The sequence below is a fragment of the Candidatus Tectomicrobia bacterium genome (genome assembly GCA_016192135.1).
Lineage (GTDB): Bacteria > UBA8248 > UBA8248 > UBA8248 > UBA8248 > 2-12-FULL-69-37.
The window spans coordinates 35338-60356 of record JACPUR010000021.1; the positions used below are offsets into that span (position 1 = coordinate 35338).

The following is a 25019-nucleotide window of genomic DNA, read 5'->3' on the forward strand; positions in this document are numbered from 1 at the left end:
TGGCGCTCATTCCCCGTGCGGAGAAAGGTCCCCCATGCCCTTCTACAAGATTTCCGAGATGGAGACCCTGCGGGAGGGGGAGAGCCCCCTGGCCGAGATCAAGCGGGTGGCCGGGGAGCTCATGAAGGCGGGCGTCGTGACCTACCACAAGGGCCACGGCGCGCCCCCCCACTACCACCCGCGCGACGAGCAGTTCATCCTCGTGCTGGAGGGGAGGCGCTACTTCATCCTGGGGGACGAGGAGCGCGTCGTGGGACCCGGGGACCTCGTCCACATCCCCCGCAACACCCGCCACGGCGGGCGCTCCCTCGACGAGCGGTGCGTGATGTTCGTCGTGAAGAGCCCGGCCGGGGACGGGCGCCTGAGCCAGGACTACCACGCGGCAGCCGATCAGGAGGCCGTCGCCGCCCGCCTGGACCGGAAAGCGAAGGAGCTCGCCTGATGGCCGTCCGCGCGATGCGCAAGGTGCCCTGGCTCATCTACTTCCCGGAGGACTACCGCTGGTCGTTCAACGTCCACATCGCCCTCGCCATGGCCCGCTCGGGGGGCGGCGAGGTGGGCGAGGTGGACCAGGTGTGCCGGGCCCTCCGGAAGAAGCCGGGGGACGAGGCGGCGTGGTTCCGCGAGTGGACCCGGATGGGGGACCGCCTGCGCCTGCGCGGAGAGTCCGAGCTCAAGGAGGGCCGCCGCCTCACCGCCGCCGGCAACTTCCAGCGCGCCTCGACCTACTACCAGATGGGGGAGCGCTTCCGAATACCTAAGGACAAGAAGGCGCTGGACGCCTACCGCCAGTCGGTCCGCTGCTTCCACCGCTACGCCGGGCTCACCGACCGGCCCTCCATCGCCCCGGTGGACATCCCCTTCGGACGCAAGAAGCTCCCGGCCTACTTCCTCCCGCCCCAGGGCCGGGCCAAGAAGAAGCCCCCGGTGGTGGTGCTCTACAACGGCTTCGACGGCACCAAGGAGATGAGCGTGAACTGGGCGGCGGACGCCTTGACGCGCCGGGGGATGGCCTGCCTCGTGGCGGACAGCCCGGGGGTGGGGGAGGCCATCCGCTTCCGGGGCATCCACCTGCGCCACGACGTCGAGGTGGCGGGCTCGGCCATCCTGGACTGGCTGGAGAAAAGAAAGGACGTGGACGGCCGCCGCGCCGCCATCATGGCGCCGAGCCTCGGGGGCTACTACGCCCCCCGCACCGCCAGCATGGAGCCGCGCTTCAAGGCCTGCGTCGCCTGGGGCGCCATCTGGGACTACCACGCCATCTGGAAGCGGCGCATCGAGGCCGCCTTCAAGATGCAGCTCCCGGTGCCGGGGGACCACCTCACCTGGAGCCTCAAGACCCGGACGCTGGAGGAGGCGCTGAAGAAGCTCGAGAAGTTCCGGCTCGACGGCGTGGTGCAGCGGATGAGGTGCCCCTTCCTCCTCGTCCACGGCCTGGACGACCAGCAGATCTCCCTGGCCGACGCCCGCGCCTGCTTCCGCGCCGCGGGCTCGAAGGACAAGACCCTCCGGGTCTTCCGCGGCCCCGACGGGGGCGCCCAGCACTGCAACACCGACTACCTCGCCCCCGTCGTGGACTTCATGGCCGACTGGCTCAAGGAGAAGCTGCGGGCGTAGATAAACTTCTAGATTACAGGGCTTGCATGCATAATGGCCCCACGTTCTTTATGCTATAATTGCATAAGTTGATTGGGAGGTTCAGAAATGGCGAACGAGACGGAACAAAAAGGAAATCACCGAATTGTCCGGGCGCGGAACGGATTGGAAGAGACTTGGCTTATCATTAAGGAGAGCCTCTTCCATCCGTTCTCGACAACGACGATTGTGACGGGCGACGTCATGCCCGGGGAAACTCCTGGTGGGGACAAGAACGGGTCGGACGACAATTCAAAATAGAGTTCATGACTAAACCCGGGCCGCCTACCCGCAAGAAAGAAATCAGAGAATATTTCAAGCTCACCTTTGGAGCAGTGGTGGGCATTACCCTGTTGGCTCTTGTTCTGTATGTTGCAATCTCCCTTATGGTCGGAAATTCTCCCCCGCCGCATATCAACAGACTTTTCGAGACGCTCGACTTCATAATCAAAGCCGGAGTCGGCGCGATTTTCGGATTGCTCGGCGGCAAGAAAATCGAATGATTACCGAATCCGCCCAATTGCGATTTCCATCTTCTCATTTCCAGGGCGCAGGTTACTTCAGCCCAGCCTTAGGAGTTCCATGGACGGCGGCGTCGAGACGGCCCTGCGCTACTCCCTCGCCACCCTGCTCGCCCTGGGCGGGATGCGCTTCTACTACGAGTTCGTGAGGCTGAGCGCCCTGCGCGACGCGAGGCGCGGGGTGCACGCCATCCTGGGCTGGCTCCAGGCGGGCTTCCTGCCCTCCTTCATCCTCTCCTTCCTCGCGGCCTACTGGATCAGCCGCTCGACCGCCCTGGCCGCGGTCGGGGACTTCGTCTTCTGGTTCACCTACTTCCTCTGCACCCTTCTTGTGCTCGCCTCCTTCGCCCGCCAGGCCGCCCGCCGCGGGAGCGCCCGCCCCGGGGACCGCCCGCCCGTCTCCCCCGCCGACCCCATCGCCTGGCTGAGGCGGATGATGGGCGAGGACGGGGAGGGGAAGGGGTGATTCAGCGCTGACGCATCCATGCGAAGCGAAAACGGGTGGGGCCATCCCAGAGACGCTTTTTGATAGAATGCTCCCAAGGCGGCATGTCCGGCCGGGGAAGGAATGACGACGATGGGAAAAGAGGCGATCGGAGCTTCTGCCGCACAGATACGGGACTTCTGCCGGAGATGGAAGGTGGCGGAGCTCCATCTGTTCGGCTCGGTCCTGCGGGAGGATTTCGGGCCGGAGAGCGATGTAGACGTCCTGGTCACCTTCTCTCCCGAAGCGACCTGGGGCCTGTTCGATCTGGTCCGGATGGAGGAAGAGCTCTCCCGGCTGTTCGGGCGGAAAGTGGACTTGGTGGAGCGGCCCGCCGTGGAGCGCAGCGAGAACTACCTCCGCCGGGAGAGCATCCTCTCCTCCATCGAGCCGCTTTATGTCGAGGGATGAAACCTACCTTCTGGACATGCTCCTGGCGGCCCGGAAGATTCGCCGCTTCGCGGAGCGTGCCTCCAAAGATGCGTTCCAGGCGGACGAACTGGCACAGATGGGCCTGATTCATCTGATTCAGATTGTCGGCGAAGCGGCCCGCGGGGTCTCCGCGGAGTTCCGGGCATCTCATCCCGAAATTCCCTGGCAGGAGGTCATCGGGATGCGGCACCGGCTCGTGCACGATTACCTGAATGTCGACCTGGGCCGCGTCTGGAAAACGGTGGAAGAAGATATACCCCAATTGATCCGGCAATTGGAGAAATTCGTCGAAGACAGGAAATAACCGGAATCCCCCTACTCCATGTGCACCGCACCGGCGCCCCAGCCCCCGAAGAGGAGGCGGTGCGCCTCGGCGACGCGCGCCGCGTCGCGGCGGAGGAGCTCGGCCGGGCCCAGGCTCGGGTCCTCCTTCTCCCGGGGGCAGGGGCCCTTCCCCGCCCGCCAGAGGAAGAAGGCCACCGCCTGGGAGGGGAACATGGCGTAGGTGACGGCGTCCCTCGGGCGCTGGAGGAGGCCCTTCTCGCGAAGCTCCGCCTCGCACCGGGGAAGCGCGTCGGCGGGAATCTCCATGGGGGCTTCGTAGTCGACGGGGCCGTTATGCCCGACTATTTTCCTCTGGAGATCCGGATCGAGCTTTCCGAGCGGCTTCCCGTACACGCCGTTGATGTAGTCCACCACCTGGGTGGGCCGCTGGTAGTCCTCCCCGCGCAGCACGCTCAGGGCGACCTCCACCCCGACCACCTGGCTGGTGGGGGTGACGAGAGGCGGGTAGCCCAGCTTCTCCCAGACCGCCGGGAAGCGGTCCAGCACTTCCCGTATCCGATTTCCCAGCCCCATGCCCTCGAGCTGGAGTACGTAGTTGGTCCACATCCCGCCCGGGATGCGGTGCTCGAGCACGCCCGCGTCGAGCGGCACCTGGAACCGCGCCAGGTGGCGCGCCTCGGCGTGGGGCAGGAAGTAGCCGCGGATGGCCGGGAAGCGGGACCGGTCCAGGCGGACCTCGCGCCCCGCGCCCTCGAACATGGCCGCGAGCGTCTCGACGGCGGGGAAGGAGGTGAAATGGCTCATCGGGGAGATGACGCCATCGATCACGTTCGCCCCGGCCTCGACCCCCGCGTAGTAGGCGGCGGGCGCCAGGCCGCTCGAGTAGTGGCAGTGGAGCTGGATCAGGAGGCGGGGGTATCTTCGCCGAACCGCCCGGACGATGGCGGCGACGGGCGAGGGCCTGGCCACCCCGGCCATGTCCTTGAGGCAGAAGCTCTCGCCCGCGCTCTCCGGGTCGAGCAGCCCCCTCTCCACGAGATCGTCCACGAAGCCGATGTAGTACTCGGGCGTGTGGACGGGGCTCTCGGTGTAGCTGGCGCAGACCTGGCTGTGCCCCCCGGCCTCGCGCACGAACCGCACGGCGTTCTCGAGGTTCCGGGGGTCGTTCATGGCGTCGAAGGTGCGGAAGATGTCGATCCCCGCGCGCCGGGCCTCGCGGATGAAGGCGCGCAGGACGTCGTTGGGCGCCTTCCCGTAGCCCACGCCGTTCTGGCCCCGGAGGAGCATCTGGAGGGGAGTCTTGGGGGCCGCCGCCTTGAGCCGCTCGAGGTTCTCCCAGGGGTCCTCGCCCAGGAACCGCAGGGCCGTGTCGAAGGTGGCGCCGCCCCAGGCCTCGAGGGAGAAGAAACCGGCCGCGTCGATCTCGGGGAGGATGCCCAGCGCCAGCCGGTTGGGCATCCGGGTGGCCCAGAGGGACTGGGGCGCGTCCCGCAGGGTGGTGTCGGTGACGCCGACCTCGGCGCTCTCCACCAGCCGGCGCACCCTCTGTTCCAGATTCATGCCGGATTCCCTTACTTTTTTACAGTCCGGACATACACGTCGGCCCGCAGCCTTCCGAGGAAGGCCAAGCCGCGCGGCGCCCTGAGGGGTTTTCCTGCAATCTCGCCTGCGAGACGGCGCCGCCCGGCCGGGGCGGCGCCGGCCCCATATCTTTACCTCTTTGGCGGGATGACCGGCAAGAGGAGGTAAGGCTGCCGGCTGCCCCCCGCGTGGAGGGTGACCCTCTTCCCGAAAATCCTGGGCGGGCGGTCCCGCGGGTCGTCGTGCAGGAAGGGCCCGCAGCCGGTGAAGGGCATCTTCATGTTCGAGAGCTTGAGGCCCTCGCCGGGATAGACGTAGTCCTTGCCCCGCACGGTGAGCCCGATGCGGTGGCCCGCGGGCACCACGATGCAGGTGGGCCAGATCTCGACGTCGAGCTCGTACACCCGCCCCGGCTTCAGGGGCTGCTTCTCGTCGTGCGCGTGGTAGGGCCGCCAGGGCCTGGTGAGCTTCTTGTCGAGCTTGCGGTGGGAGGCCCGGAGCCAGCCCTGCCCGATGGGGGTGTGGGGGTCGACCGTGCCCGAGAAGGTGATCTCGCGCATGTCCGGGGTGAAGAGGCGCAGGACGAGAAAGATGTCCGCGTCCTCGGTCTCGGACGACACGAAGAGCTTGGCCGCGGCGGGGCCGGTGATCTCGGTTTCGGCCTTGAAGGGGGGCATCATGAAGGTGACGCCCTCGCCCAGGCCCTCATACGCGGTCTTCCCGGCGGAGGCCTTCTTCGCGCCCAGGGTCAGCTCGTTCGGGTTCAGGTAGAACTTGGTCCACCGGGTGCGCTTGAGGGGCCACTCGCTCTCCCGGCGCTCGGCGAACCTCTCCCCCACGTGGCGGACCTGGAGGAGCACCCTGGGCTGCTTCTTCCAGCTTGTGTCCTCCCCCTTGAGGAAGTGGCCGAAGAACTTGCGCTGCATGGCGTCGCCGTAGGGGGTGTAGAAGTGGGTCCAGTGCTCGAGGCCGTGCGCCTCGAGCCATTTCTCCTTCGAGGCGGCGCGGTAGAAGGCCTCGAAGTTGCCGCGCGGGTGAAGCCCCTGCCCGCCCCAGCTCGCGGCCGAGAGGAAGGGGGTCTTGACCTTGGACCAGTCCGGGGTGCGCGCCTTCCAGTGCTCATCGTCGAGCGGATGGGCGAAGCAGGACTCGCCGTAGTCGTCGATGTTGCGCCCGAGCTCCTCCTCGGAGAGCGTCTCGGGGCCGCAGACGAGCTCGCCCGTGACGCGGCTCCGGGGCCCGCGCTCCCCCAGGCCGTGCTGCACGGTGCGCACCTGGGTGTCGTACCAGTCGGCGCAGAAGGTGCTGAAGATGCCCCCCTGGTGGCTCACGTCGCGGTAGAAGTCCGCCGCGCCCTCCCAGGCGCACATGGCGGCCAGGTGCCTGGGCTGGAGCGCCGCCACCATCCACTGGTTCATGGCGTAGTAGGAGATGCCGTTCAGCCCCACCTTCCCGTTGCTCCAGGGCTGGACCCCGGCCCACTCGATGCACTGGGCGAAGTCCTGGGTCTCGCGCGGGGACCAGATCTCCATGTAGCCGGGCGAGCGGCCCGCGCCGCGCGAGTCCACCCGGACGCAGACGTAGCCGTCCGGCACCCACTTCTCGGGGTCCACCACCTCCCAGTTCTGGTACTTGTTCGAGGAGCCCGCGATGGCCTCGGGATGGTCGCGGGAGAAGATCTCCCAGACCGTCTTGTAGCCCTCCTGGTAGGCGAGGCCCTTGGCGTAGGGGCCGTAGGTCATGATGACGGGGTATTTCTTGCCCTCGTCCATGGGCCGGAAGACGTCGGCTCGCAGCACCACGCCGTCCTCCATGGGGACGGGGGCGTCCCAGTCGATCCGCATGCCGTCCCGGATCTCGCTCCGCATGATGTCGTTCATCTCTCTCCTCCTACTGGAAAACGCACGGAAGGACCGCCGTGGGGGATGGTTTCGGCTCGATGGGGGGATTCTAGCCGCCCCGGCCGGGGTTTGAAAAATCGCCCCGGGCACGAAAATGGCGCGATTTGCGCGAAATTGCGCGAAATTGCGGTAGCGGGCGGCGCGGCGGGAGGGGGTATGTTGGATTGGGGGCGCGGTGGCGGCCGCCTATTCGTAGGGGCGGCCCTGTTTTCCCCTCTCCCTCCGGGAGAGGGCAGGGTGAGGGGGGACGCCGCCGGTGGATGGCCCTCACCCCAACCCTCTCCCGGAGGGAGAGGGGGAAAACCCCGCCCTACAGATCGGGATGCGCCGGATGCCCGTCTCGCGAAGTCCCGCGAATTGATGGGAAAACCCCTTTTCACCGGCAGGAGGGTGGAGGCGAGTAACGGCTAGTAACGCTTATTGAGGGATAAAGAGGGGATAAAGCCCCGTTTTTTCTCCCGGTCTTACCGCGCCCGCAGGGGAGCGAGGGCGCTCAGGGCGAAGAGGAGGGCGGCCGCGGCTGGTGCCGCATAGTAACGGATAATAACGCCAAACATGAAAAACCGGCGGCGCCGCTAGGGCTTGGCGGAGTCCTTCCCGAGGGCGCGCAGGTGCACCCAGCGCCGGGCCTCGATCTCGAAGCCCCACTCCATCTGGCCGGCCGCCAGGGCCGGCGGGGCCTCCCCGCTCAGGAGCTCGGCGCAGGGTTCCATCTGGATGCGGTAGTAGACGACGTAGTGGGGCTCGAAGCGGGGGGAAAAATGCTTCTCCCGGAAGGCCAGGGGGCAGATGCGGGGGCCCCGGCCCGCCTCCCCGGCCGCGAGGGTGCCGAGCTCGCCCCCGGCCCTGAACCACTTAGAGGCGTCCCCGCCGAAGGCGCGCTTCACCTCCTCGGCGTGCTCGGGGAGATAGAAAGACTGGAGGACGAGCGGCCAGTTGCCCCAGGCGGCGGCGGACTCGATCCGGTCCAGGGCGCGGGCGAGCCCCTGGCGCCCGGGGACCTGGGGCCCCACCTCAAGGCCCGCGCAGGCCGCGAGGAGCAGGGCGGGCAGGAGCAGGAGGGCGCGGCGGGGCATCAGTCCTCCTTCTTGGGGAGGCGGTACGGGTCGTGGCAGGTCTTGCAGCTGTCGCCGAGGGCGGCGAAGGCCTTGGCCACGGCGGCGCGGTCCTTCTTCCCGGCCGCCCCGGCGAGCGCCCGGGCCGCCTGGACCGACGTCTCCGCCAGCTCCTTGTAGTGGCCGAAGTTCTTCCACACCTCGGGCTTGATGCGCGTCTTGCCCACGTTGCTCCCCTCGGGGCTGAGCGAGGGGATTTTGGCGACGAGCCCGGCCACGCGGTTCGCGGCCGCGAGGACCTGGGGGAAGTCGCCCTTTCCGGTATAAACCTTGATCTCGCGCATGGCCTGGTTGATCGCCTTCATGGTGTCGAGACGCTCTTTCTGCACCTGGGCCGGGTCCGCCCCCCGGGCCACGGGGCCGGCCGCCAGGACGAAGAAGGCCGCCACCGCCGGCGCGAGCATGAGCCGCCGAGTGCGCACGAAAATCCCTCCGACGCATAGAAAAAGAAAGGGGAGGCGCGGGCCTCCCTCGCGGCGGATATCGTATGCAGGGGGGAAACGGACTGTCAATCGGGAGATTCGCCCGCCGGGGCCGCTCCCCCGGCCCTACGAACTACCGGGGCTCCACGAACTCCCGGGGCTCCACGAACTCCCGGCGCACCCAGCCTTCTCCCTGCGGCGTCGCCACCCGCACCCAGCGCACCGGCTGCCGCTCCGGGGCGTCGGCGCCGATCATCGCCCAATACTCCGAGGCGGGCGGGTCGGGCGGCTCGACCGCGAGCATGACCGCCTCCGTCAGGTGGGGCACCCGGGCGATGCGCAGGGCCCGGGCGCCGGGGCCGCCCGGGCGGTCCCAGAGGTAGACCCACTCGCTCACGGGGGCGAACTGGACGTGCCGGGGCACCGCGCGGAGCACCACCGGGGTCGAGGGGACCAGCTCCTCCCGGGCCTTCCACGGCTCAGGCCCCGCGCAGGCCCCCAGGAACGAGGCCAGGAGGGCCAGCGCCACCGACCGCCACCCCCATGCAGGTTTCATGCTTGCCCTCCCCCGGCCGTGCGGCCTCCCGCACGTTCCCAGGCGTTCGGAAAAGCAAATCCCATGCCCCGGGCGTATTTGTGTAATGCATTTAATTTCAAATACTTAAATAAAGGCGGCCCGAGCGGGAGGTGGAAAAAAATGCCTCAGGCACCGTTCGGGGCGGCGGCGTGGGCGTAATCCAGGAAGCCCCGGGCCAGGGGGCTCAGGCTGCGGGCCTTGTGGACGACGGAGTAGAACTCCCGGATGCATTCGAAGCCCTGGATCTCCACCTCGCGGAGCGCCCCGCCCGCCAGGTCCTCGGCCACGGCGAAGCGGGAGACGATGGCCACCCCCACCCCCGCCTTGAGGGCGGTGCGGACGGCCTGGGGGTTCCCCAGCACGGCGGCCACCTGGCCGGGCCGCATCTCGAAGCCCAGCTCGCGCAGCCGCTCCTCGGCCACCGACCGGGTGCCCGAGCCCTCCTCGCGCACGATCAGCTTCTCCCCCGCCAGGTCCTCGGCGCGGATGCACCGCTTCCCGGCCAGGGGGTGACCGGGGGGGACGGCCAGGAGAAGCTCGTCCCGGGCGAAGAGGCGGTAGACAAGCTGCGCGTTCGAGTGGCGGGCCCCGGTGAAGCCGATCTGGAACTCCCCCTCGATCACCCCGCCCGCCACCCGGCCCGAGTCCAGTATCCGGATGCTGACCGTGGTCTCCGGGTAGCGCTTCTTGAAGCCGCCGAGCAGGCCCGGCAGGAGGAATCCCCCGGGGATGGTGCTGGCCCCGAGAGAGAGGTGGCCCTTCACGATGCCCAGGAAATCCTCGATGGCCGCCTTGGCCCGCTCCCGCTCCTGGAGGATCCGCTGGGCGTGCGCCTGGAGGAGCGCCCCGGCGCGCGTGGGCTGGACGCGGCGGCCCAGGCGGTCGAAGAGCCGGGCGCCCAGCTCCTCTTCGAGGGTCTTGATGTGCTCGCTGGCGGTGGGCTGGGAGAGGCCGAGCGCCTTCGCCGCCCGGGAGAAGCTCCCCGACTTCATGACCTGGCAGAAGACCTCGAGCTGCCGGATGTCCATGGGGCGCCTCCAGCCATTCTCATTTCCTCTGACTCGGCCCCAATGTATCGCCTTTCCCTATTCTTATCAAAGGGGGCGCAGCGGCTTTCGCCGGGGGCCGGGCTTATTTCTGCGCCCAGTCCGGGACGGGCTCGCCCGCCTTGAGGTATTGGACGAGCTCGATGGCGAGCCCTCCGGTGGTCGAGGGATCGGTGAAGGTGATGATGCCCCCGCGCGAGCCGAAGAGGGGCCTGAGGGTGAACTTCACGCCCTTCCCCTCCCACTCGGCCATGACGGCGCGGAGGTCGTCCACCCGGAAGCAGATGTGGTGCAGTCCCTCGCCCCGGGCGGCGATGAACTTGTTGGCCGGGGCCTCGGGGTTGCTGTTCTCCAGGAGCTCGAGGACGGCGCCCTGGCATTCGTAGAAGTCGAGCCTCGAGGTGTTGCCGGGCCGCTCGTACACCTTGCGCTCGAGGAAGGTGAACCCGAGCAGCTTCTCCATCATCCCCCGCTTGCCGTCCGCGTCGCGGACGGCGTATCCGATGTGGTCCATCGCCGGCATCTGCCCCTCTCCTCCGAAAGATCAGCCCCTGAATTTCGGGAAGGCTACCCCCCGCCGGGGCGGCCCCGCAATCGGCTCCGCGCCTCCTGTACGCGCCGGGAGGCCCCCGCTATACTCGGCCCGCACCCGTCCTCCCGGTTTCCTTCGGTGAAAGGCGCATGGCCGCTCTCCTCCGCGTCGCCGAGATCATGTTCCCCGTCCTGGCGCTCATGGGGGCCGGCTTCACCTACGGCCGCTGGCGGAAGCTCGACCCCCGGTTCATCACCGACCTCATCCTCTTCCTGATGGGGCCCGCCCTCATGTTCGACGCCCTCGCCCGCCAGCGCTTCGACGCGGGGGAGCTCATCCGGGCGATGGGCTTCTCCCTGGCCATCCAGCTCATCCCGGGGGCCGCCGCCCTGGCCGTCCGCCGGGCTGCGGGCATCCGCTCGCGCGCCTTCGTGCCCTCGGTCATGATCATGAACACGGTCTCGCTGCCCTACCCGCTGGCCCTGCTCGCCTTCGGGGAGGCGGGGCTGGCCCAGGTGGTGCTCCTCTCCATCCCCAACGTGTTCATCGTCTTCACATTGGGCATCATGCTCCACGGGGGGCGCTCCCAGACGATGGAGCCCCTGCGCATGCCCTCTCTCTACGCATCGGGAGCGGGCATCCTCGTCTCGATGCTCGCCCTGCCCGTGCCGGCCTTCCTCCTGAGCTTCACCCACATCGCGGGCCGGGGGATGTTCCCGCTGGAGCTGTTCGCCCTGGGCTACCGGCTGCGATCGATCCGGATCTCCGACCTGAGGCTGAGCCTGTTCACGGTGGGGCTGAGGTTCGGCCTGGGCTTCCTGACGGCCTGGGGGATCGCCCGGGTCTTCGCGCTCGAGGAGACGGCGCGGGCGGCCCTCTTCCTCGTCTCCTGCAGCCCGCCGGCCATCCTCAACTACATCTTCGCGGAGCGCTACGGCCAGGAGGGCCCGCTCGCCGCCTCCATCGTCTTCACCGGCACGGCGGCCAGCCTGCTCACGACGCCCCTCGTCCTTCTCTACCTCCAGCTCGCCTGACTCACCCTTCCGCCTTCCTCCGCAGCCACAGCCGGATGGGCTCGGCGAAGTACCAGAAGAGCAGGATCACGACGAGGGCGCCGATGAAGATACCCGCCACGAGATCGTACCTCTCGTCGTAGAGGTTCGCTCCCTGGAGGCTCAGCATGATCGTCCCCGGGATGCGGCCGAACGTGGCCACCAGGAGGAACGTCCGCGTGCTCAGGGGGCTCAGGCCCAGCAGGTAGCACATGTAGTCCTTGGGAAAACCGGGGATGGAGAAGAAGACGAAGGCCAGGAAGGCGCCCCGGCCTGCGACGAGGAAGTCGAACTTGTCCAGGACGGCGCGGGAGATGAGCTTCTCGACGAAGGGCCGGCCAAGCCACCGGCCCAGGAGAAAGCAGATCCAGCTCCCCAGGCTCAGGCCGACGGTGCTGTAGACAGTGGAGGTCCACACCCCGAACACGTAGCCGCCCAGGAAGCCGGTGACCTCGCCGGGGATGGGAGAGAAAACCACCTGGAGCACCTGGAGCCCGATGAACACCAGGGGGCCCCAGGCGCCGTAGGAGTTGATCCAGAGGCGGAATCTCTCCCGCCGCCCCTGGAGCCGGATGAGGTACTGGACGCCGTCGGCGATCTCGCGTCCGAAGTAGAGGCCCCCGGCCGCGAGGAGAAGCGCGCCCGCGGCCACCGCCCAGAAGATGCGCCGGCGGCGGCGCAGGCCGTTCTCCGTCCCCCCGTTCCCCCCGGCCATCTCCCCTCCCGATCCGGACTTTCCTGGATTAGTACCCATCGGACGGCCAGCGTCAAAGCCCTCCCCGCCGCCCTCGGCCCTCTCTTCTTGACGCACGGGAAGCCACCGATCAAGATCACCCATCCGGCGCGGATCCCGCGGGGGCGCCTGCCCTGCCCGCGATGACGGAAGGGCGGCGTAACGTTGGCCTCCGGCCCGCGCCCGAGAAGGAGAGAGTCCATGGCCGTCACCCCGGCCCAGGCCGCCTGGCAGCGCGAGACGAGCGTCCGCACGTTCGCGGCCGGAGAGGATCGCCCGGGCCTGCACGCGCGGATCGGGGAGGCCTGGCTCGACGCCGTGCGGGAGGCCATGCCGCCCGGGGCGGGGCACCTGGACGCGGGGTGCGGCCGGGGGCGGATGACGTGGGCCCTCGCCTGCCGGTGGTTCCCCGCCGGATGGTCCGTCGGAGTGGACCGCGAGGAGGCGCCGCTCGCCGAGGCGCGCGAGCAGGCCTCACGTCTTGGCCTCGGGGGCGCCCGCTTCGTCCGGGGAGACATCGAGAGCCAGGAGTACGAGGCCTTCCTGGGGGGCCGCGCCCCCGGAATCGTGACCGCCCACCTATGCATGAGCCCCGCCATCGCCGAGCGGGCCGCGCGGGCGCTGCCGAAGGGGGGCGTCTTCGCCTTCGCCGCCCTCCATCCTGCGCTCTGGAGCGAGACGGGCCGGCCGAGCCGCTTCGCCCTCGGGGAGGAGGAGGCCGAACGGCTCCTCGCTTCCTTGGGCTTCATCCCCCTCTTCCGCCGCCTGGAGACGACCGTGCTCCGCTTCCGGGCCCCGCGCGAGGCGGAGGAGGACCTCTTCCAGGGCGGCCGCGCCGTCCCCCGCTGGCGGGAGGACGGCCGCTGGGACGCCTTGATGTCCTATCTCAGGCAGGGGGGAGCCACCCTCACCGTCCGCGCCCAGCTCCAGTGCGTCGCGCGGAAGGAGCGCGCGTGATGGACCTGCGGCCCGCCTCGGCGGTGGCGGAGCTTTCGCCGGAGGAATTGGCCCTGGCGGCCAAGTCGCTCGCCCGCCGCCACGGCTTCGACCTGGCCGGCATCGCCCCCCCGGAGCTGGGCGAGGCGCACGGGCGCTACCTCGAGTGGCTCAGGCTCGGCTACGAGGGAGAGATGGCCTACCTGCGCCGCAACCCCGAGGCGCGCTCCGACCTGCGGCGCGTGTGGCCCGCGACCCGGTGCGCCCTGGTCGTTGCCATCCGCTACCGCGGAGAGAAAATGCACGAACCGCCCGCCGCCTTGCCGGGCCGGATCGCCTCCTACGCCCACGGCGGGGACTACCACAAGTTCCTCAAGAAGCGCCTCCTGCGCGTGCTGCGGGACCTCCGGGAGCTCGACCCCGGCGTCGACGGCCGGAGCTACGTGGACACCGGGCCCATCCTGGAGCGGGACCTCGCGGTCCGGGCCGGCCTGGGCTGGCACGGCAAGAACTCCCTCCTGCTGAACCGATCCCTGGGCAGCTACTTCTTCCTGGGCGTCCTCCTCCTCAACCGGCCCCTGCCCGCCGACGCCCCCTTCGGGGAGGATCACTGCGGCACCTGCGTCCGCTGCATCGAGGCCTGCCCCACGGGCGCCATCGTGGCGCCGGGCGTGGTGGACGCGCGGCGGTGCATCTCCTACCTCACCATCGAGTTGCGCGGGCCCATGCCTCGCGAGCTGCGCCCGCTGGTGGGCGACCACTTCTTCGGCTGCGACATCTGCCAGGAGGTCTGCCCCTGGAACACGGACGCCCCCCCGGCCGCCGAGCCCCGCTTCGCCCCCCGGCCGGGCGCGCAGTCGCCCGACCTGCTCGCCCTCCTGGAGATGGACGAGAAAGCCTTCCACAGGCGCTTCCGCGGGACCCCCGTCATGCGCTCGCGCTACGACGGCTTCCTCCGCAACGTGGCGGTCGCCATCGGCAACACAGGGGGCGGCGAGGCGGTCGCGCCCCTGCTGCGCGCCCTGCGCCACCGCGAGCCCCTCGCCCGGGGTCACGCCGCCTGGGCGCTGGGGCGCATCGGGCGGAGGCTGGGCGGCGAGGCCATCCGCCCCGTCCTGGAGGAGCGCCTGGGGCGGGAGCGCGACCCGTGGGTCCACGAGGAGATCGAGCTGGCCCTGGGGGACCTGCCCTCGGTCCGGCTGCCCGTCCTGCCCCCGGCGGGCGGCCCCGGGACGAACGGGAACTCCCACCCCGCCCGCTGAGGCCGCACCACGCGGGCGCCCTGCGCACGACCGGAGGAACCGATGAGATCCGTCCGCGCCAACGGCATCCGCATCTCGTTCGACGAGGCGGGGAGCGGAGCGCCGCTCCTGCTGCTCCACGGCTTCTCGCTGGACCGCACCATGTGGGACGCGCAGGTGGAGGCGCTCGCGCGCAGCTACCGGCTCATCGTCCCCGACCTGCGCGGGCTGGGCGCGACCGAGAACCCGGGCGTGCAGATCTCCATCGAGCAGATGGCGGACGACGCGGCGGGCCTCCTCATGGCGCTCGACATCCCCGCCGCCGCCGTGGCCGGCTTCTCGATGGGCGGCTACGTCCTCGCGCAGATGGCGGTGCGCCATCCGCTCAAGGTCCGGGCGGCGGCCTTCGTCTGCACCCGGGCCGGGGCCGACAACGAGGAGCAGCAGAAGGCACGCTTGGCGAACATGCGGTTCATCGACGACGAGGGCTCGGAGGCCTTCGCCAGCAAGTTCGTGCCGATGCTCTTCTCGTCCGCTTACCTGGCCTCCGGGGCCGGGGGTCCCGGGAAGCACCGCCGCGCGATCGCGTCCCAGCTCCCGCGGAACCTCTGCGCGCTCCTCGACGCCATGCGGCAGCGCGAGGACATGACGCCCCGCCTGGGGGAGATCCGGGTGCCGTGCGCGGTGGTGGCCGGGGAGAAGGACCAGCTCGTCCCCGTTCAGGCGATGCGGGAGCTGCACGAGGGGCTGGCGGATTCGGCCTTCGACGTGATCGAGGGCTCGGGGCACATGGCCCCCGTCGAGGCGCCGGACCGGGTGTCCTTCGCGCTCGACCAGCTCATGCAGCGCGCCGGGATGTGGATGTAGGTCTCAGCCCCACCGGACCAGCTTCCGGAGCCGGTCCCATTGCGCGGCCGGGGCGGCCACCACGGGCTCGGGCGCGAGGCGCCCGTCGGCCAGCTCGGCGTAGTCCACCTTCTTCCCCGACGGATATCCGACCTTTCCCCCCGCGCGCTCAAGGATGAAGGCCGCCGGGGCGAAGTCGTAGGCGCAATTGGGCTCCAGCACGGTGCCGCAGGCCGAGCCCAAGGCGGTGTAGGCCAGGGCCACGGAGGCGGCGGCGAGCGAGAGCCGCCTCCCCTCGTAGCCGATGCGCAGCCCCTCGACCTCGCGGCAGGGGACGAAGAGGTAGGCGTGCGGACCCGGCGGCTCCGGGTCCAGGGGCGCGAGCGGCCCGCCGTTGCGCAGGGCCTCCTCCCCCTCGACCGCGGTGAGCATCTCGCCCAGGGCGGCCATGTTGACGGCCGCGCCCTCGACCCGGGGGCCGCGCAGGCAGGCCACCGAGACGGACCAGAAGGGCAGGCGGCTGAGGTAGGGACCGGTGCCGTCGATGGGGTCGATGGTCCACCACCGGGTGGCGGAACCGGGGCGCGCCGAGCCGTTCACGCCGCTCTCCTCGGCGAGGATGTAGTCGCCCGGATAACGGGAGCGGATGCGCGAGACGAGGTGGCGCTCCACGGCCCGGTCCGCTTCCGAGACGACGCTCTCGCCCTTGGCCTCCATCCGCACGCGCCCGAAAAAGCTCATGGCGAGGTCCCCCGCCTCGCGCGCGATCTCGCCGAGGAAGCGGCGAAGCTCCTCTTTTGGATTCTCCGAAACCATCCCACCATCCCTCAACGCCGCCCCCAGCGAGCCGCCCCCGGCGCGAAAGCCGATAGCTTATACCACTCATCCCGGCGGCTTCACGCGAGCGCTTCGATTGACATCACCAAGCGGCGCCCGTAGATTGATTCTCTCACGACTTTTCCGGCCCACCCGGCCGCGGCCCAGCCGGCGGCGCCGCAGGACCCAGCCTTCCGCGCCGGCCCCCAGGCGGGCATCCCGCCCGCACAAGCGGCGCGGCGGGGAAGCGCGGCATCCGGAGGATGCGACCCCATGCCCTTCGCCCCCGCCCGGCGCCTCACGACGCGAGGCGCCAAGCAGATGCTCGCGGCGGCGATCGGCAAGGCCGAGGAGTTCGGAATCGCCGTCACGGTGGCCATCGTGGACGCCGGGGGCCACCTCCTGGTGCTCGAGCGGATGGACGGCGGCCGCTTCCACACCGTCCATTCCTCGACCACCAAGGCGGTGACCGCCGCCTCGAACAAGCGCCCCACCACGACCAAGGGCGCCCAGGGGCAGGACCTCGACACCCTCCACGCGCTGGGCCTGGCCCTCGCGGCGGGCCCGGGCCGCTGGACGGCGACGGAGGGAGGCTTCCCCGTCGTCGTGGACGGGGAGTGCGTCGGCGGGATCGGGGTGAGCGGTGGGGACTGGGCCCAGGACGAGGCCATCGCGCGGGCGGCCGTCGAGGCGGTGGGCGCGGGCTTTCGAATCGGCTGATCCCGCCCCCCCGCGGGGGCGGATCTCCGACAAGGAGGATCGACATGAGCAGGACGTGCCGGACGTGGCCGGCCCTTTGGGCCGCCTTCGCGTTGTGCGCCTGGAGCGCGGCCGCCGGGGCGGCGTATCCCGAGAAGCCGATCGAGCTCATCGTCCCGTTCGCGGCGGGCGACAGCGCCGACGTCGAGGGGAGGCTGCTCGCCCAGGAGATGACCAAGGCGCTCGGGAAGCCGGTGGTCCCGGTCAATAAGGAAGGGGCGGGCGGCGCCCTCGCCTACACCCACGTCAAGAACGCCAGGCCGGACGGTTACACCGTGATGTGGAACTCCATCTCCGTCCTCACCACGACCAACATCGGCAACGTCCCCTTCGACCACGACGCCTTCGACAACATCGGCCGGGTGGAGTACCAGCCCATGCCCTTCGCCGTGAAGGCCGATTCCCGGTGGAAGACGTTCAAGGACTTCGTCGCGGAGTGCAAGCAGAAGCCCAACACGCTCAAGATCGCGAACGCGGGCCCGGGCAGCGGCACGCACATCGCCGCGGTGGCGCTGGCGAACGCGACCGGGTGCAAGCCGATTCACGTCCCGGTGGGGGTGAAGCGGCGCAACGCCTCCGTCCTGAGCGGCGAGGTGGACGCGATGGTGGGCCCGCTGACGGGCATCATCAAGCTCGCCCAGGCGAAGCAGATCCGCATCCTGGCGGTCCCCAGCCCGAGGCGGAACCCGCTCGTCCCGGACGCGCCCACCGCCAAGGACCTGGGTTACCCGGTGGTAATCGATCTCTTCCGGGGGTTGAGTGTGCCCAAGGGCACTCCGGCCGAGGTGAAGGACAGGCTCTACAAGGCGATGGTCGCGGCGGCGAAATCCAAGGCCTTCCAGGACTTCTCCAAGAAGGCGGGCTTCACCGTGGATGTCATGGACGAGAAGGAGTTCAACCCCTACCTCGACGAGATGGACAAGCTGGTCAAGGGCATCCTGAAGGAAGCGGGCCTGTACCGGAGCAAGGCGAAGTAGCCCCGGCCGGGCCCCCGTTCCTTTCGCTGCGGTATCGGGACCCTCATGCGGACCAAGAACATCACCGCGAGCCTCGCCTTCCTCGCCTTCGGGGCCGTCTACGCCTACCTGACGGCGCAGCTCCCCCTCCGGATGGTGGGAAACGTGCCGGGCCCCTCCTTTTTTCCCTGGGTCCTGACCCTGTGCTTCCTCGGTCTCTCCTGCGTTCTTCTCGCGCAGGGGCTCACGGCCCCGCCGGCCGCGCCCCCCCGGCCGGGAGCGGCGGACAGCTCCGCCGGGCGGGTCGCCGCCGCCCTCCTCGCCTTCGCCGCCTATCTCGGGATCCTCCCCTTCCTGGGTTTCCTCCTGGCGACGCCGCCGGCCTGCGCGGCGCTGATGCTGGCCGCCGGGGAGAAGCGGCCGCTCTACATCCTGGCCTGGTCGGCGGGGATGACGGCCTTCCTGTACCTGATGTTCCAGTCCCTCTTCGGCGTCCCCATCCCCGCCGCCCCCGACTTCGGTCCATGAACCCGGTCCTGGACGGGTTCCTGAGCGCGAGCGCCCCGGAGGCCCTGGTGGCGATGGCCTGCGGCGCCCTCATCGGGCTGATCGCGGGGATGCTGCCCGGGGTTACAATCAGCTCCGGCATCATCATCGTGCTCCCGCTCACCTTTGTGATGGGCCCCCACGTCGCCATCTCGCTCCTGCTGGGCATCTATTCGGGCGGGATGACGGGGGGGAGCTTCTCGGCCATCCTCCTCAACATTCCGGGCACGCCCTCGGCGTCGGCCACGGGGCTCGACGGGCACCGGATGGCCCGGCGGGGGGAGGCGGGCTTGGCCCTGGGCGCCTCCATCTTCTCGAGCTTCTTCGGCGGGATGTTCAGCCTCGCCTGCCTGTTCCTGATCGCGCCCCAGCTCGCGGCCGTGGCCCTCAAGTTCCGCGCCCAGGATCTCTTCAGCCTCGTCTTCTTCGGCCTCACCATCATCTCGAGCTTCGCGGTGAGGTCCGTCGTGAAGGGCCTTCTCTCGGGGCTCCTCGGCCTGATGCTCGTGACCGTGGGCCAGGACCCGGTGATGGGGACGGCGCGCTACACCTTCGGCAGCGTCCACCTCCTCCAGGGCGTTCACTTCCTCACGGCCCTCATCGGCCTCTTCGCCATCCCCCAGCTCGCGGAGGGCATCCTGGAGGGCCTCAAGAGGACGGGAAAGGCGGAGGCCCTCTCCCGCTTCGGCTCCATCTATCCGAAGCTGCGCCACTGCAGGGAGATGGCCCTGCCCTCCCTCATCGGCTCCGTGGTGGGGACTTTCATCGGCATCCTGCCCGGCACGGGGGGGCCGATCGCGGCCTTCCTGAGCTACGACTACTCCAAGAAATTCAGCCGGCATCCCGAGAGGTTCGGCACGGGCTGCATCGAGGGAGTCGCCGCGCCCGAGGCCGGGAACAACGCCGTCTGCGGGGGGGCCCTCATCCCGATGATGACCCTGGGGATTCCCGGCGACCCGGTGACGGCCATCCTCATCGGGGCGCTCCTCGTGCACGGCCTGGCCCCCGGGCCCATGCTCTTCATCGAGCGGCCGGATTTCGCCTACACCATCATGTTCTCCTTCTTCTGGTCCAACGTCTTCACCCTGGCCATCGCCCTGCTGGGGGTGCGGCTCCTCGTGAAGGTGCTCGACGCGCCCAAGGCGGTCCTGATCCCGGCGATCGCCGTGCTTTGCACCATCGGGAGCTTCGCCCTCAGGAACTCCTTCTTCGACATCTACGTGATGCTGGCCTTCGGCCTGCTCGGGCTCCTGATGCAGAGGCTGGAGATGCCCGTCGTCCCCCTCATCCTGGCCCTCGTGCTGGGGCGCCCGCTCGAGGAGAACCTGCGCGTCGCCCTCACCGCCTCCCAGGGAGACCCCAGCGTCTTCTTCACGTCCCCCATCAGCCTGGGGTTCCTGATCCTCTCCGCCGTCACGTTCGTCTGGCCGTTCGTCCAGGAGCGGAGGGCCCGCGCCGCGCGGGCATAGGCGAGTGGCGGGGCCGGCGCGATCCTGCTAATCTCGCCGCGCAAATTAACTCGAGGAGGGAAATCCGGTGAGCGTGCAGCCCGTCCGCGTGGCGTCCATCGGCATGGGCTGGTGGTCGGACGTGCTGGCCGACGCCATCCAGCGCACGGACAGGCTCGAGATCGTCTCGTGCTTCACCCGCTCGGCGGAGAAGCGCGGGGCGTTCGCCCGGAAGTACGGTTGCCGGGCGGCCGGCTCCTACGAGGAAATCCTCCGGGACCCCGAGATAGAGGCCATCGTCAACACCACCCCCAACCACGCGCACCTGGAGACGGCCCGGGCGGCCGCCGAGGCCGGGAAGCACATCTTCCTCGACAAGCCCATCGCCCACACCGTGGCGGACGGGCGCGCGCTCGCCAAAGCCTGCCGGGAGGCGGGCGTCGTGCTCTCGGTGGGCTACCAACGGCGGAGGGAGAGCCACTTCCGCTGGGTGAAGAAGGCCATCGAGGCGGGGAAGTTCGGGCAGCTTGTCCAGGCCGAGGGGAACATCAGCCGCGACCGGGAGGGGCAGTTCGAGCCGGGCCACTGGCGCTACCAGGCCGACGCCATGCCGGGCGGGGTGATGCTCCAGATCGGCATTCACTACATCGACATCCTGGAGTACCTGATGGGTCCCATCCGGGCCGTCTCGGCCCGCACGGCCCAGCTCGTGCTCCCCGGGGAGAACCCGGACGTCGCCAACCTCATCCTGGAGCACGAGTGCGGGGCCGTCTCGAACCTGACGGCGAGCTACGCGTCGGCCTCCGAGTACTACCTGATGAACATCTACGGGAAGGAGGCGACCGCCTTCTACACCCTCTTCGACGGCCTCCGGGTGCTCTACCGCAAGGAGGGGCCGCCCCAGCCGGTCCCCTGCGAGAAGAACGATACCATCGTCGAGGAGCTCGAGGAGTTCGCCGCCTGCGTCCGCGGGAAGGCCACGCCCGAGGTGGACGGGGAGAAGGCCGTCCTCTCCCTCGCGGTCATCCGCGCGGGGGTGCGCTCCGCCCGGGAGGGCCGGCGGGTGGAGATCGCCGAAATCCTGGCCTCGGACGCGGAGTGAGGAGACCGCCATGCCCCGGATCAAGGCCGGAGAGCTGCATCTCAACTACGCGGAGGCCGGCACAGGCGACGCCTTCCTGTTCATCCCCGGCCTGATGGGGCTGCTGGACGCCTGGGACTTCCAGGTCCCCCACTTCTCGAAGCGATACCGCTGTATCACCTTCGACCACCGGGGCACGGGCGAGAGCGACAAGCCCGAGAACGCCTACTCCACCGAGCTCATCGCCAAGGACGCCATCGCCCTGCTGGACGCCCTGGGCGTCGAGCGCGCCCACGTGGCGGGCACCTCGACGGGGGGCTGCGTGCTGCAGCACCTGGCCCTGGACCACCCGGGGCGGCTGCGCTGCTGCATCTTCACCAACACCTGGACGCGCGCCGATCCCTACATGACCCGCCTGCAGACCTCGCGCAAGCAGATCGCGCTGGCCTACGGGCAGGAGGAGTACATCAAGTTCAGCTCGCTGTGGACCTGCGGCTGGACGCAGTTCCGCCACATGTACCACAACCTCCTCGCCCTCGAGCGGCGCCAGAAGGAAACCATCGCGCCCGTCGAGGTCATCGCCGCCCGCCTGGACATGACCCTGAACCACGACCGGACGGCGGACCTCAGCCGCATCCGGAAGCCCTCTCTCATCATCGCCGCGAAGGACGACGCGCTCACGCCGCCCTACTTCTCGCAGGACCTCAACCGCATCATCCAGGGGTCGAAGCTGGTCGTGCTGGAGGAGGGAGGGCACTACAGCTACCGGCGTAGCCACAAGGAGTGGAACGCGGCGGTGGACGCCTTTCTGGCGGAAATCGAAGGGAAAGCCTGAATCTCCGGCGCCTCAGCCGCGCCCTTCCCCGCGCTTGGACTCGGCCCCGGCCGGGACGCCGTTCGCGCCCTCGCGGGCAGATCCGTTCGTCCCGTCTCCCCCCAGGCCGCTCATCTCGGCGAAGGCCTGCACCGAGGCGGCCGTCTGGCCCGGCCGCGCCCACTCCAGGAAGTCCACCCACAGCGACAGGAGAGCGGGGATCATCACCAGCGTGAACAGGGTGGCGACGGCGAGGCCGCCGAGGACGGCCGAGCCCAGCCCCCGGTAGAGCTCGCTGCCCGCGCCCGAGCTCACGACGAGCGGGAGCATCCCCAGCACGGTGGTGGTGGTGGTCATGAAGATGGGCCGCATGCGGTCGCGCGAGCTCTCCAGGATGGCCTCGCGCATGGGGAGGCCGGAGGCGGCGTGGTTGAGCGCCTGGTGGACGATCAGGATGGCGTTGTTCACCACCGTCCCGGTCAGGATGATGAAGCCGAGCATGGTCACCGTGTCCATCTTGATGGACGGCTCGATCCAGTTCATGACGCTGACGAGGAGGACGCCGCCCGTCGCCGCGAAGGGAACGCTGAACATGATGATCAGCGGGTAGCTCCACGACTCGAAGAGCGAGGCCATGAGCAGGTAGGTGATCAAAAGGGCCAGCAGGAACGACCACTTCAGGGCGTCCCAGGCCCGGGCCAGGTCCTTCGCCCGCCCCGTCACGTCCACCGAGTACCCGAGCGGCAAGCCCGCGCGCACCGGCTCGATCACCTCCCGCTTCATGAGATCGATGGCCATCTGGAGCGGAAACGCGTCGCTGATGTTGACGGTGAGGGTGAGGGAGCGGTCGCGGTCTATGTGCTCGACCTTGGTCGGGCCCAGGTCCAAGCGGATCTCGGCCAGGTCGTTGAGCTGGACCATGCGCCCCGCCGCGGTGTGGACCTTGACCCTCGAGAGGTCCTGCGTCCTGCGGAAGTCCGAGAGCGGCGCCCGGAGCACGATGTCGAGCTCCTTGCCCTGGTCGCGGAAGAGCCCCGCCCGGGTGCCGTTCACCAGCGTCTCGACGATGTCGCCCACCTCGCGTACCGAGACCCCCAGGTCGGCCGCCCGCTCCCGGTCCACGTGCACCTGGAGCTCGGGGTTCCCGAGGTCGAAGCTGCTGTTGACGAAGTTCACGCCCTTCATCCGCCGGGCGCGGCCCTCGATGTCGGCCGCGATGCGCTGGATTTCGTCCAGGCTGGAGCCGCGCACGTCCACCTGAAGGTTGATCCCGCCGATGAAGCCGCCGCCGCGGCGCCGGAACAGCTCCGCCTGCGTCACGAAGGCCTGAACGCCCGGGACGCCCTGGACCAGGCCCATGAGCTTTCCCACGATGCGCCGCATGGACTCCTGGTCGGCGTACTCCCCCTTGGCCAGGATGCCCATGATCGGGTTCTGGAGCCGGCTGACGGCGAAAAAGCGCTCGATCTCCGGCACCTGGCTAATCTTCTCCTCCACCCCGGTGACGAAGCGGTCGATCTCCTCGAGGTTCAGTCCCGCCGGTGTGCGGAAAAAAGCGAAGATGAGGTTCCGGTTCCCCTTCGGGAGGTAATCGATGGGGGGAAAGAACACCCAGGCGAGGATGAGGGAAAGCCCCGTCAGCGCCCCCACGAACACCACGCGGCGCGCCACACCCTTGAGCAGCCATCCGAGCTGCCAGGCGAGCGCCGCCTGCACGAAACGGCCCACGGCGAACACGCCCAGGCGCTCCTGGAGCCGGGACAGCCAGGTGTTCGTGCCGGACGTTCGGAGCAGCCGCGCGCTCAGCATCGGCACCACGGTGAGGGAGACGATGAGGGAGAGGCCGACGGCGACGCTGATCGCGATGGCGATGTCCCGGAAGAGCTGCCCGGCCTCGTCCTGAACGAAGAGCACCGGAATGAAGACAGCCAGCGTGGTCAGGGTCGACGCCAGCACCGCCCCCCAGACCTCGGCGCCTCCGTCCATGGCGGCCCGCCAGCGGTCCTTGCCCATCTCGCGGTGCCGGTAGATGTTCTCCAGGACGACGATCGAGTTGTCCACCACCATGCCCACGGCGAAGGCGAGCCCTGCCAGGGAGATGATGTTGATCGAGCGGCCGAAGACGTAGACGAAGATGAAGGTGGAAATGACCGAAATGGGTATCGCAAACGCCAGGACGAGCACGCTCGAGACGCTGCCGAGGAAAAAGAGCAGCACCAGCACGGCCAGCGCGCCGCCGACATAAATGTTGCCCGTCACGAGCCCGCGGGACTGGTAGATGTAGTCGGTTTCGTCGTAGACCTGGCGGAGCTGGATGCCGCGGCCCCGGTAGACCTCGTTGATCTCGCGGATGGTCTGCTTGAGGCCGGCCATCACCTCGATGGTGTTGGAACCCGTCTTGCGCAGCACGCCGAAGCCCATGGTCTGCTTTCGATTGATGCGGATGCGGTTGACCGGGTCCTCGTAGGCGAAGCTCACCTTGGCGATGTCGCGAAGGTAGATGGTGCCCCCCGGCGACTGCGCCACGATGGTGTTCCGGAGGTGGTCGAGCGAGGTGAAGCTCCCCACCGTCCGCACGGAGTAGCGGCGCTTCCCCTCGTCGATGGAGCCGCCCTTGGTGTTCTGGTTCTCCCGGAGGAGGGCCTCCCGCAGGGCCCCGACGGTCACCCCGCGGGCGCTCATGGCCGCGTAGTCCAGCGTGACGCGGACCTGCCGGTCCTCCCCGCCGAACATCCAGACGGCCCCCACCCCCGGCACCCGCTCCAGCTTCGGGCGGATGACGTCGTCCCCCTCGACCCGCACCTCGTTGATGGGCAGGTCCGTGTCCACGACGATCCAGGCGATCGGCTGCTCCGCGTCGGAGTTGACGGCCTGGATGACGGGCCGCTCCGCGTCGATCGGGAAGTCCTTCACGAGGCCGAGCTTCTCGGAGACGTCGAGCCGGGCGATGTCCTTGTTCATGCCCCAGTCGAACTCCAGGATCACCCGGGAGCGGTCCTCCTCGCTGTTCGAGGTCATCAGGGTGAGGCCCTCGACCGAGGTGAGCTTCTCCTCGAGGCGGTTGGTGACCTCCTCCTCCATCTCGAGGGGGGCCGCGCCCTTGTAGGTGGTCTCCACCGTGATCACGGGCCGGTCCACGGTGGGGGTCATCTGGACGGGGATGCGGTAGAGGCTGATGACGCCGAACAGCACCGCCAGGATCACCCCGACCATGATGGTGACGGGGTAGCGGACGCAGGCGTGGATGATCTTCATACGCC

27 protein-coding genes are annotated in these 25019 nt (G+C 69.2%); 17 read left to right on the forward strand and 10 right to left on the reverse strand.

What is annotated here, in order from left to right; translation table 11 throughout:
* Window positions 1-34 precede the first annotated feature (34 nt).
* The 7 genes from HYZ11_10135 to HYZ11_10165 all read left to right on the forward strand — a co-directional run bounded on the left by HYZ11_10135 (window position 35) and on the right by HYZ11_10165 (window position 3376).
* Complete coding sequence (locus HYZ11_10135; GenBank protein MBI3127952.1) at window positions 35-442, forward strand: cupin domain-containing protein; 408 nt, start codon at window positions 35-37, stop codon at window positions 440-442.
* A complete protein-coding gene (locus HYZ11_10140) occupies window positions 442-1617 on the forward strand; it encodes an alpha/beta hydrolase (protein MBI3127953.1) in 1176 nt (391 codons plus the stop codon). The genes HYZ11_10135 and HYZ11_10140 overlap by 1 nt, the downstream gene beginning before the upstream one ends.
* Before the next feature lie 87 nt (window positions 1618-1704).
* On the forward strand, window positions 1705-1896 hold the full coding sequence (locus HYZ11_10145; GenBank protein ID MBI3127954.1) for a hypothetical protein: 192 nt from the start codon (window positions 1705-1707) through the stop codon (window positions 1894-1896).
* A gap of 41 nt (window positions 1897-1937) precedes the next feature.
* A complete protein-coding gene (locus tag HYZ11_10150; protein ID MBI3127955.1) occupies window positions 1938-2138 on the forward strand; it encodes a hypothetical protein in 201 nt (66 codons plus the stop codon).
* A gap of 79 nt (window positions 2139-2217) precedes the next feature.
* Window positions 2218-2622, forward strand: a complete 405-nt coding sequence (locus tag HYZ11_10155) for a hypothetical protein (protein ID MBI3127956.1) — start codon at window positions 2218-2220, stop codon at window positions 2620-2622.
* 111 nt (window positions 2623-2733) lie between these two features.
* Window positions 2734-3051 carry a nucleotidyltransferase family protein gene (locus HYZ11_10160; GenBank protein MBI3127957.1) on the forward strand — a complete coding sequence of 106 codons (318 nt, stop codon included), beginning with the start codon at window positions 2734-2736 and terminating at the stop codon, window positions 3049-3051.
* A 16-nt stretch (window positions 3052-3067) separates the two neighbouring features.
* Window positions 3068-3376, forward strand: coding sequence for a DUF86 domain-containing protein (locus tag HYZ11_10165; protein ID MBI3127958.1), 309 nt, complete (start codon window positions 3068-3070; stop codon window positions 3374-3376).
* An 11-nt stretch (window positions 3377-3387) separates the two neighbouring features.
* Here the strand turns inward: HYZ11_10165 and HYZ11_10170 are convergent, their stop codons facing one another.
* From HYZ11_10170 to HYZ11_10200, 7 genes are all read right to left on the reverse strand, one after another.
* Window positions 3388-4917 carry a pyruvate carboxylase subunit B gene (locus tag HYZ11_10170; protein MBI3127959.1) on the reverse strand — a complete coding sequence of 510 codons (1530 nt, stop codon included), beginning with the start codon at window positions 4915-4917 and terminating at the stop codon, window positions 3388-3390.
* A gap of 152 nt (window positions 4918-5069) precedes the next feature.
* The gene (locus tag HYZ11_10175) at window positions 5070-6782 is read right to left on the reverse strand and encodes a CocE/NonD family hydrolase (protein ID MBI3127960.1); all 1713 of its coding nucleotides are present in this window, start codon (window positions 6780-6782) and stop codon (window positions 5070-5072) included.
* A gap of 632 nt (window positions 6783-7414) precedes the next feature.
* Window positions 7415-7915 carry a hypothetical protein gene (locus tag HYZ11_10180; protein ID MBI3127961.1) on the reverse strand — a complete coding sequence of 167 codons (501 nt, stop codon included), beginning with the start codon at window positions 7913-7915 and terminating at the stop codon, window positions 7415-7417.
* Window positions 7915-8376 carry a cytochrome c gene (locus tag HYZ11_10185; protein MBI3127962.1) on the reverse strand — a complete coding sequence of 154 codons (462 nt, stop codon included), beginning with the start codon at window positions 8374-8376 and terminating at the stop codon, window positions 7915-7917. The genes HYZ11_10180 and HYZ11_10185 overlap by 1 nt, the downstream gene beginning before the upstream one ends.
* A 133-nt stretch (window positions 8377-8509) precedes the next feature.
* Window positions 8510-8932, reverse strand: coding sequence for a hypothetical protein (locus tag HYZ11_10190; GenBank protein MBI3127963.1), 423 nt, complete (start codon window positions 8930-8932; stop codon window positions 8510-8512).
* Window positions 8933-9078: 146 nt separating this feature from the next.
* On the reverse strand, window positions 9079-9981 hold the full coding sequence (locus HYZ11_10195; protein ID MBI3127964.1) for a LysR family transcriptional regulator: 903 nt from the start codon (window positions 9979-9981) through the stop codon (window positions 9079-9081).
* Window positions 9982-10084: 103 nt separating this feature from the next.
* Complete coding sequence (locus tag HYZ11_10200; protein ID MBI3127965.1) at window positions 10085-10522, reverse strand: VOC family protein; 438 nt, start codon at window positions 10520-10522, stop codon at window positions 10085-10087.
* A gap of 158 nt (window positions 10523-10680) precedes the next feature.
* Between HYZ11_10200 and HYZ11_10205 the strand changes: the two genes are divergently transcribed.
* Entirely contained in the window at window positions 10681-11565 is an 885-nt protein-coding gene (locus HYZ11_10205; GenBank protein ID MBI3127966.1) for an AEC family transporter, read from the forward strand.
* Between the two features lies 1 nt (window position 11566).
* On the opposite strand, the gene HYZ11_10210 is transcribed toward HYZ11_10205, so the two are convergent.
* The gene (locus HYZ11_10210) at window positions 11567-12298 is read right to left on the reverse strand and encodes a TVP38/TMEM64 family protein (GenBank protein MBI3127967.1); all 732 of its coding nucleotides are present in this window, start codon (window positions 12296-12298) and stop codon (window positions 11567-11569) included.
* Between the two features lie 219 nt (window positions 12299-12517).
* Here HYZ11_10210 and HYZ11_10215 point away from each other — a divergent pair, with 219 nt between their 5' ends.
* The 3 genes from HYZ11_10215 to HYZ11_10225 are packed head-to-tail and all read left to right on the forward strand — an operon-like array spanning window position 12518 to window position 15360.
* Window positions 12518-13273 (forward strand): methyltransferase domain-containing protein, encoded by a 756-nt coding sequence (locus HYZ11_10215; GenBank protein ID MBI3127968.1) that lies wholly within the window; start codon window positions 12518-12520, stop codon window positions 13271-13273.
* Complete coding sequence (gene queG / locus HYZ11_10220; protein MBI3127969.1) at window positions 13273-14514, forward strand: tRNA epoxyqueuosine(34) reductase QueG; 1242 nt, start codon at window positions 13273-13275, stop codon at window positions 14512-14514. The genes HYZ11_10215 and queG overlap by 1 nt, the downstream gene beginning before the upstream one ends.
* 42 nt (window positions 14515-14556) lie before the next feature.
* The gene (locus HYZ11_10225) at window positions 14557-15360 is read left to right on the forward strand and encodes an alpha/beta fold hydrolase (GenBank protein ID MBI3127970.1); all 804 of its coding nucleotides are present in this window, start codon (window positions 14557-14559) and stop codon (window positions 15358-15360) included.
* A gap of 3 nt (window positions 15361-15363) precedes the next feature.
* On the opposite strand, the gene HYZ11_10230 is transcribed toward HYZ11_10225, so the two are convergent.
* Window positions 15364-16155: a hypothetical protein gene (locus HYZ11_10230; protein ID MBI3127971.1), complete on the reverse strand. Its 792-nt coding sequence runs from the start codon at window positions 16153-16155 to the stop codon at window positions 15364-15366.
* A gap of 273 nt (window positions 16156-16428) precedes the next feature.
* On the opposite strand from HYZ11_10230, the gene HYZ11_10235 reads away from it, so the two are divergent.
* From HYZ11_10235 to HYZ11_10260, 6 genes are all read left to right on the forward strand, one after another.
* The gene (locus HYZ11_10235) at window positions 16429-16875 is read left to right on the forward strand and encodes a heme-binding protein (GenBank protein ID MBI3127972.1); all 447 of its coding nucleotides are present in this window, start codon (window positions 16429-16431) and stop codon (window positions 16873-16875) included.
* A 44-nt stretch (window positions 16876-16919) separates the two neighbouring features.
* Window positions 16920-17891, forward strand: a complete 972-nt coding sequence (locus HYZ11_10240; protein ID MBI3127973.1) for a tripartite tricarboxylate transporter substrate binding protein — start codon at window positions 16920-16922, stop codon at window positions 17889-17891.
* A gap of 45 nt (window positions 17892-17936) precedes the next feature.
* The gene (locus HYZ11_10245; protein MBI3127974.1) at window positions 17937-18398 is read left to right on the forward strand and encodes a tripartite tricarboxylate transporter TctB family protein; all 462 of its coding nucleotides are present in this window, start codon (window positions 17937-17939) and stop codon (window positions 18396-18398) included.
* Window positions 18395-19885 (forward strand): tripartite tricarboxylate transporter permease, encoded by a 1491-nt coding sequence (locus tag HYZ11_10250; GenBank protein MBI3127975.1) that lies wholly within the window; start codon window positions 18395-18397, stop codon window positions 19883-19885. The genes HYZ11_10245 and HYZ11_10250 overlap by 4 nt, the downstream gene beginning before the upstream one ends.
* Before the next feature lie 67 nt (window positions 19886-19952).
* Window positions 19953-20966, forward strand: coding sequence for a Gfo/Idh/MocA family oxidoreductase (locus HYZ11_10255; GenBank protein MBI3127976.1), 1014 nt, complete (start codon window positions 19953-19955; stop codon window positions 20964-20966).
* Window positions 20967-20976: 10 nt separating this feature from the next.
* Complete coding sequence (locus tag HYZ11_10260; GenBank protein MBI3127977.1) at window positions 20977-21780, forward strand: alpha/beta fold hydrolase; 804 nt, start codon at window positions 20977-20979, stop codon at window positions 21778-21780.
* Window positions 21781-21792: 12 nt separating this feature from the next.
* Here HYZ11_10260 and HYZ11_10265 read toward each other — a convergent pair whose 3' ends face one another.
* Window positions 21793-25014 (reverse strand): efflux RND transporter permease subunit, encoded by a 3222-nt coding sequence (locus tag HYZ11_10265; GenBank protein MBI3127978.1) that lies wholly within the window; start codon window positions 25012-25014, stop codon window positions 21793-21795.
* Window positions 25015-25019: the final 5 nt, after the last annotated feature.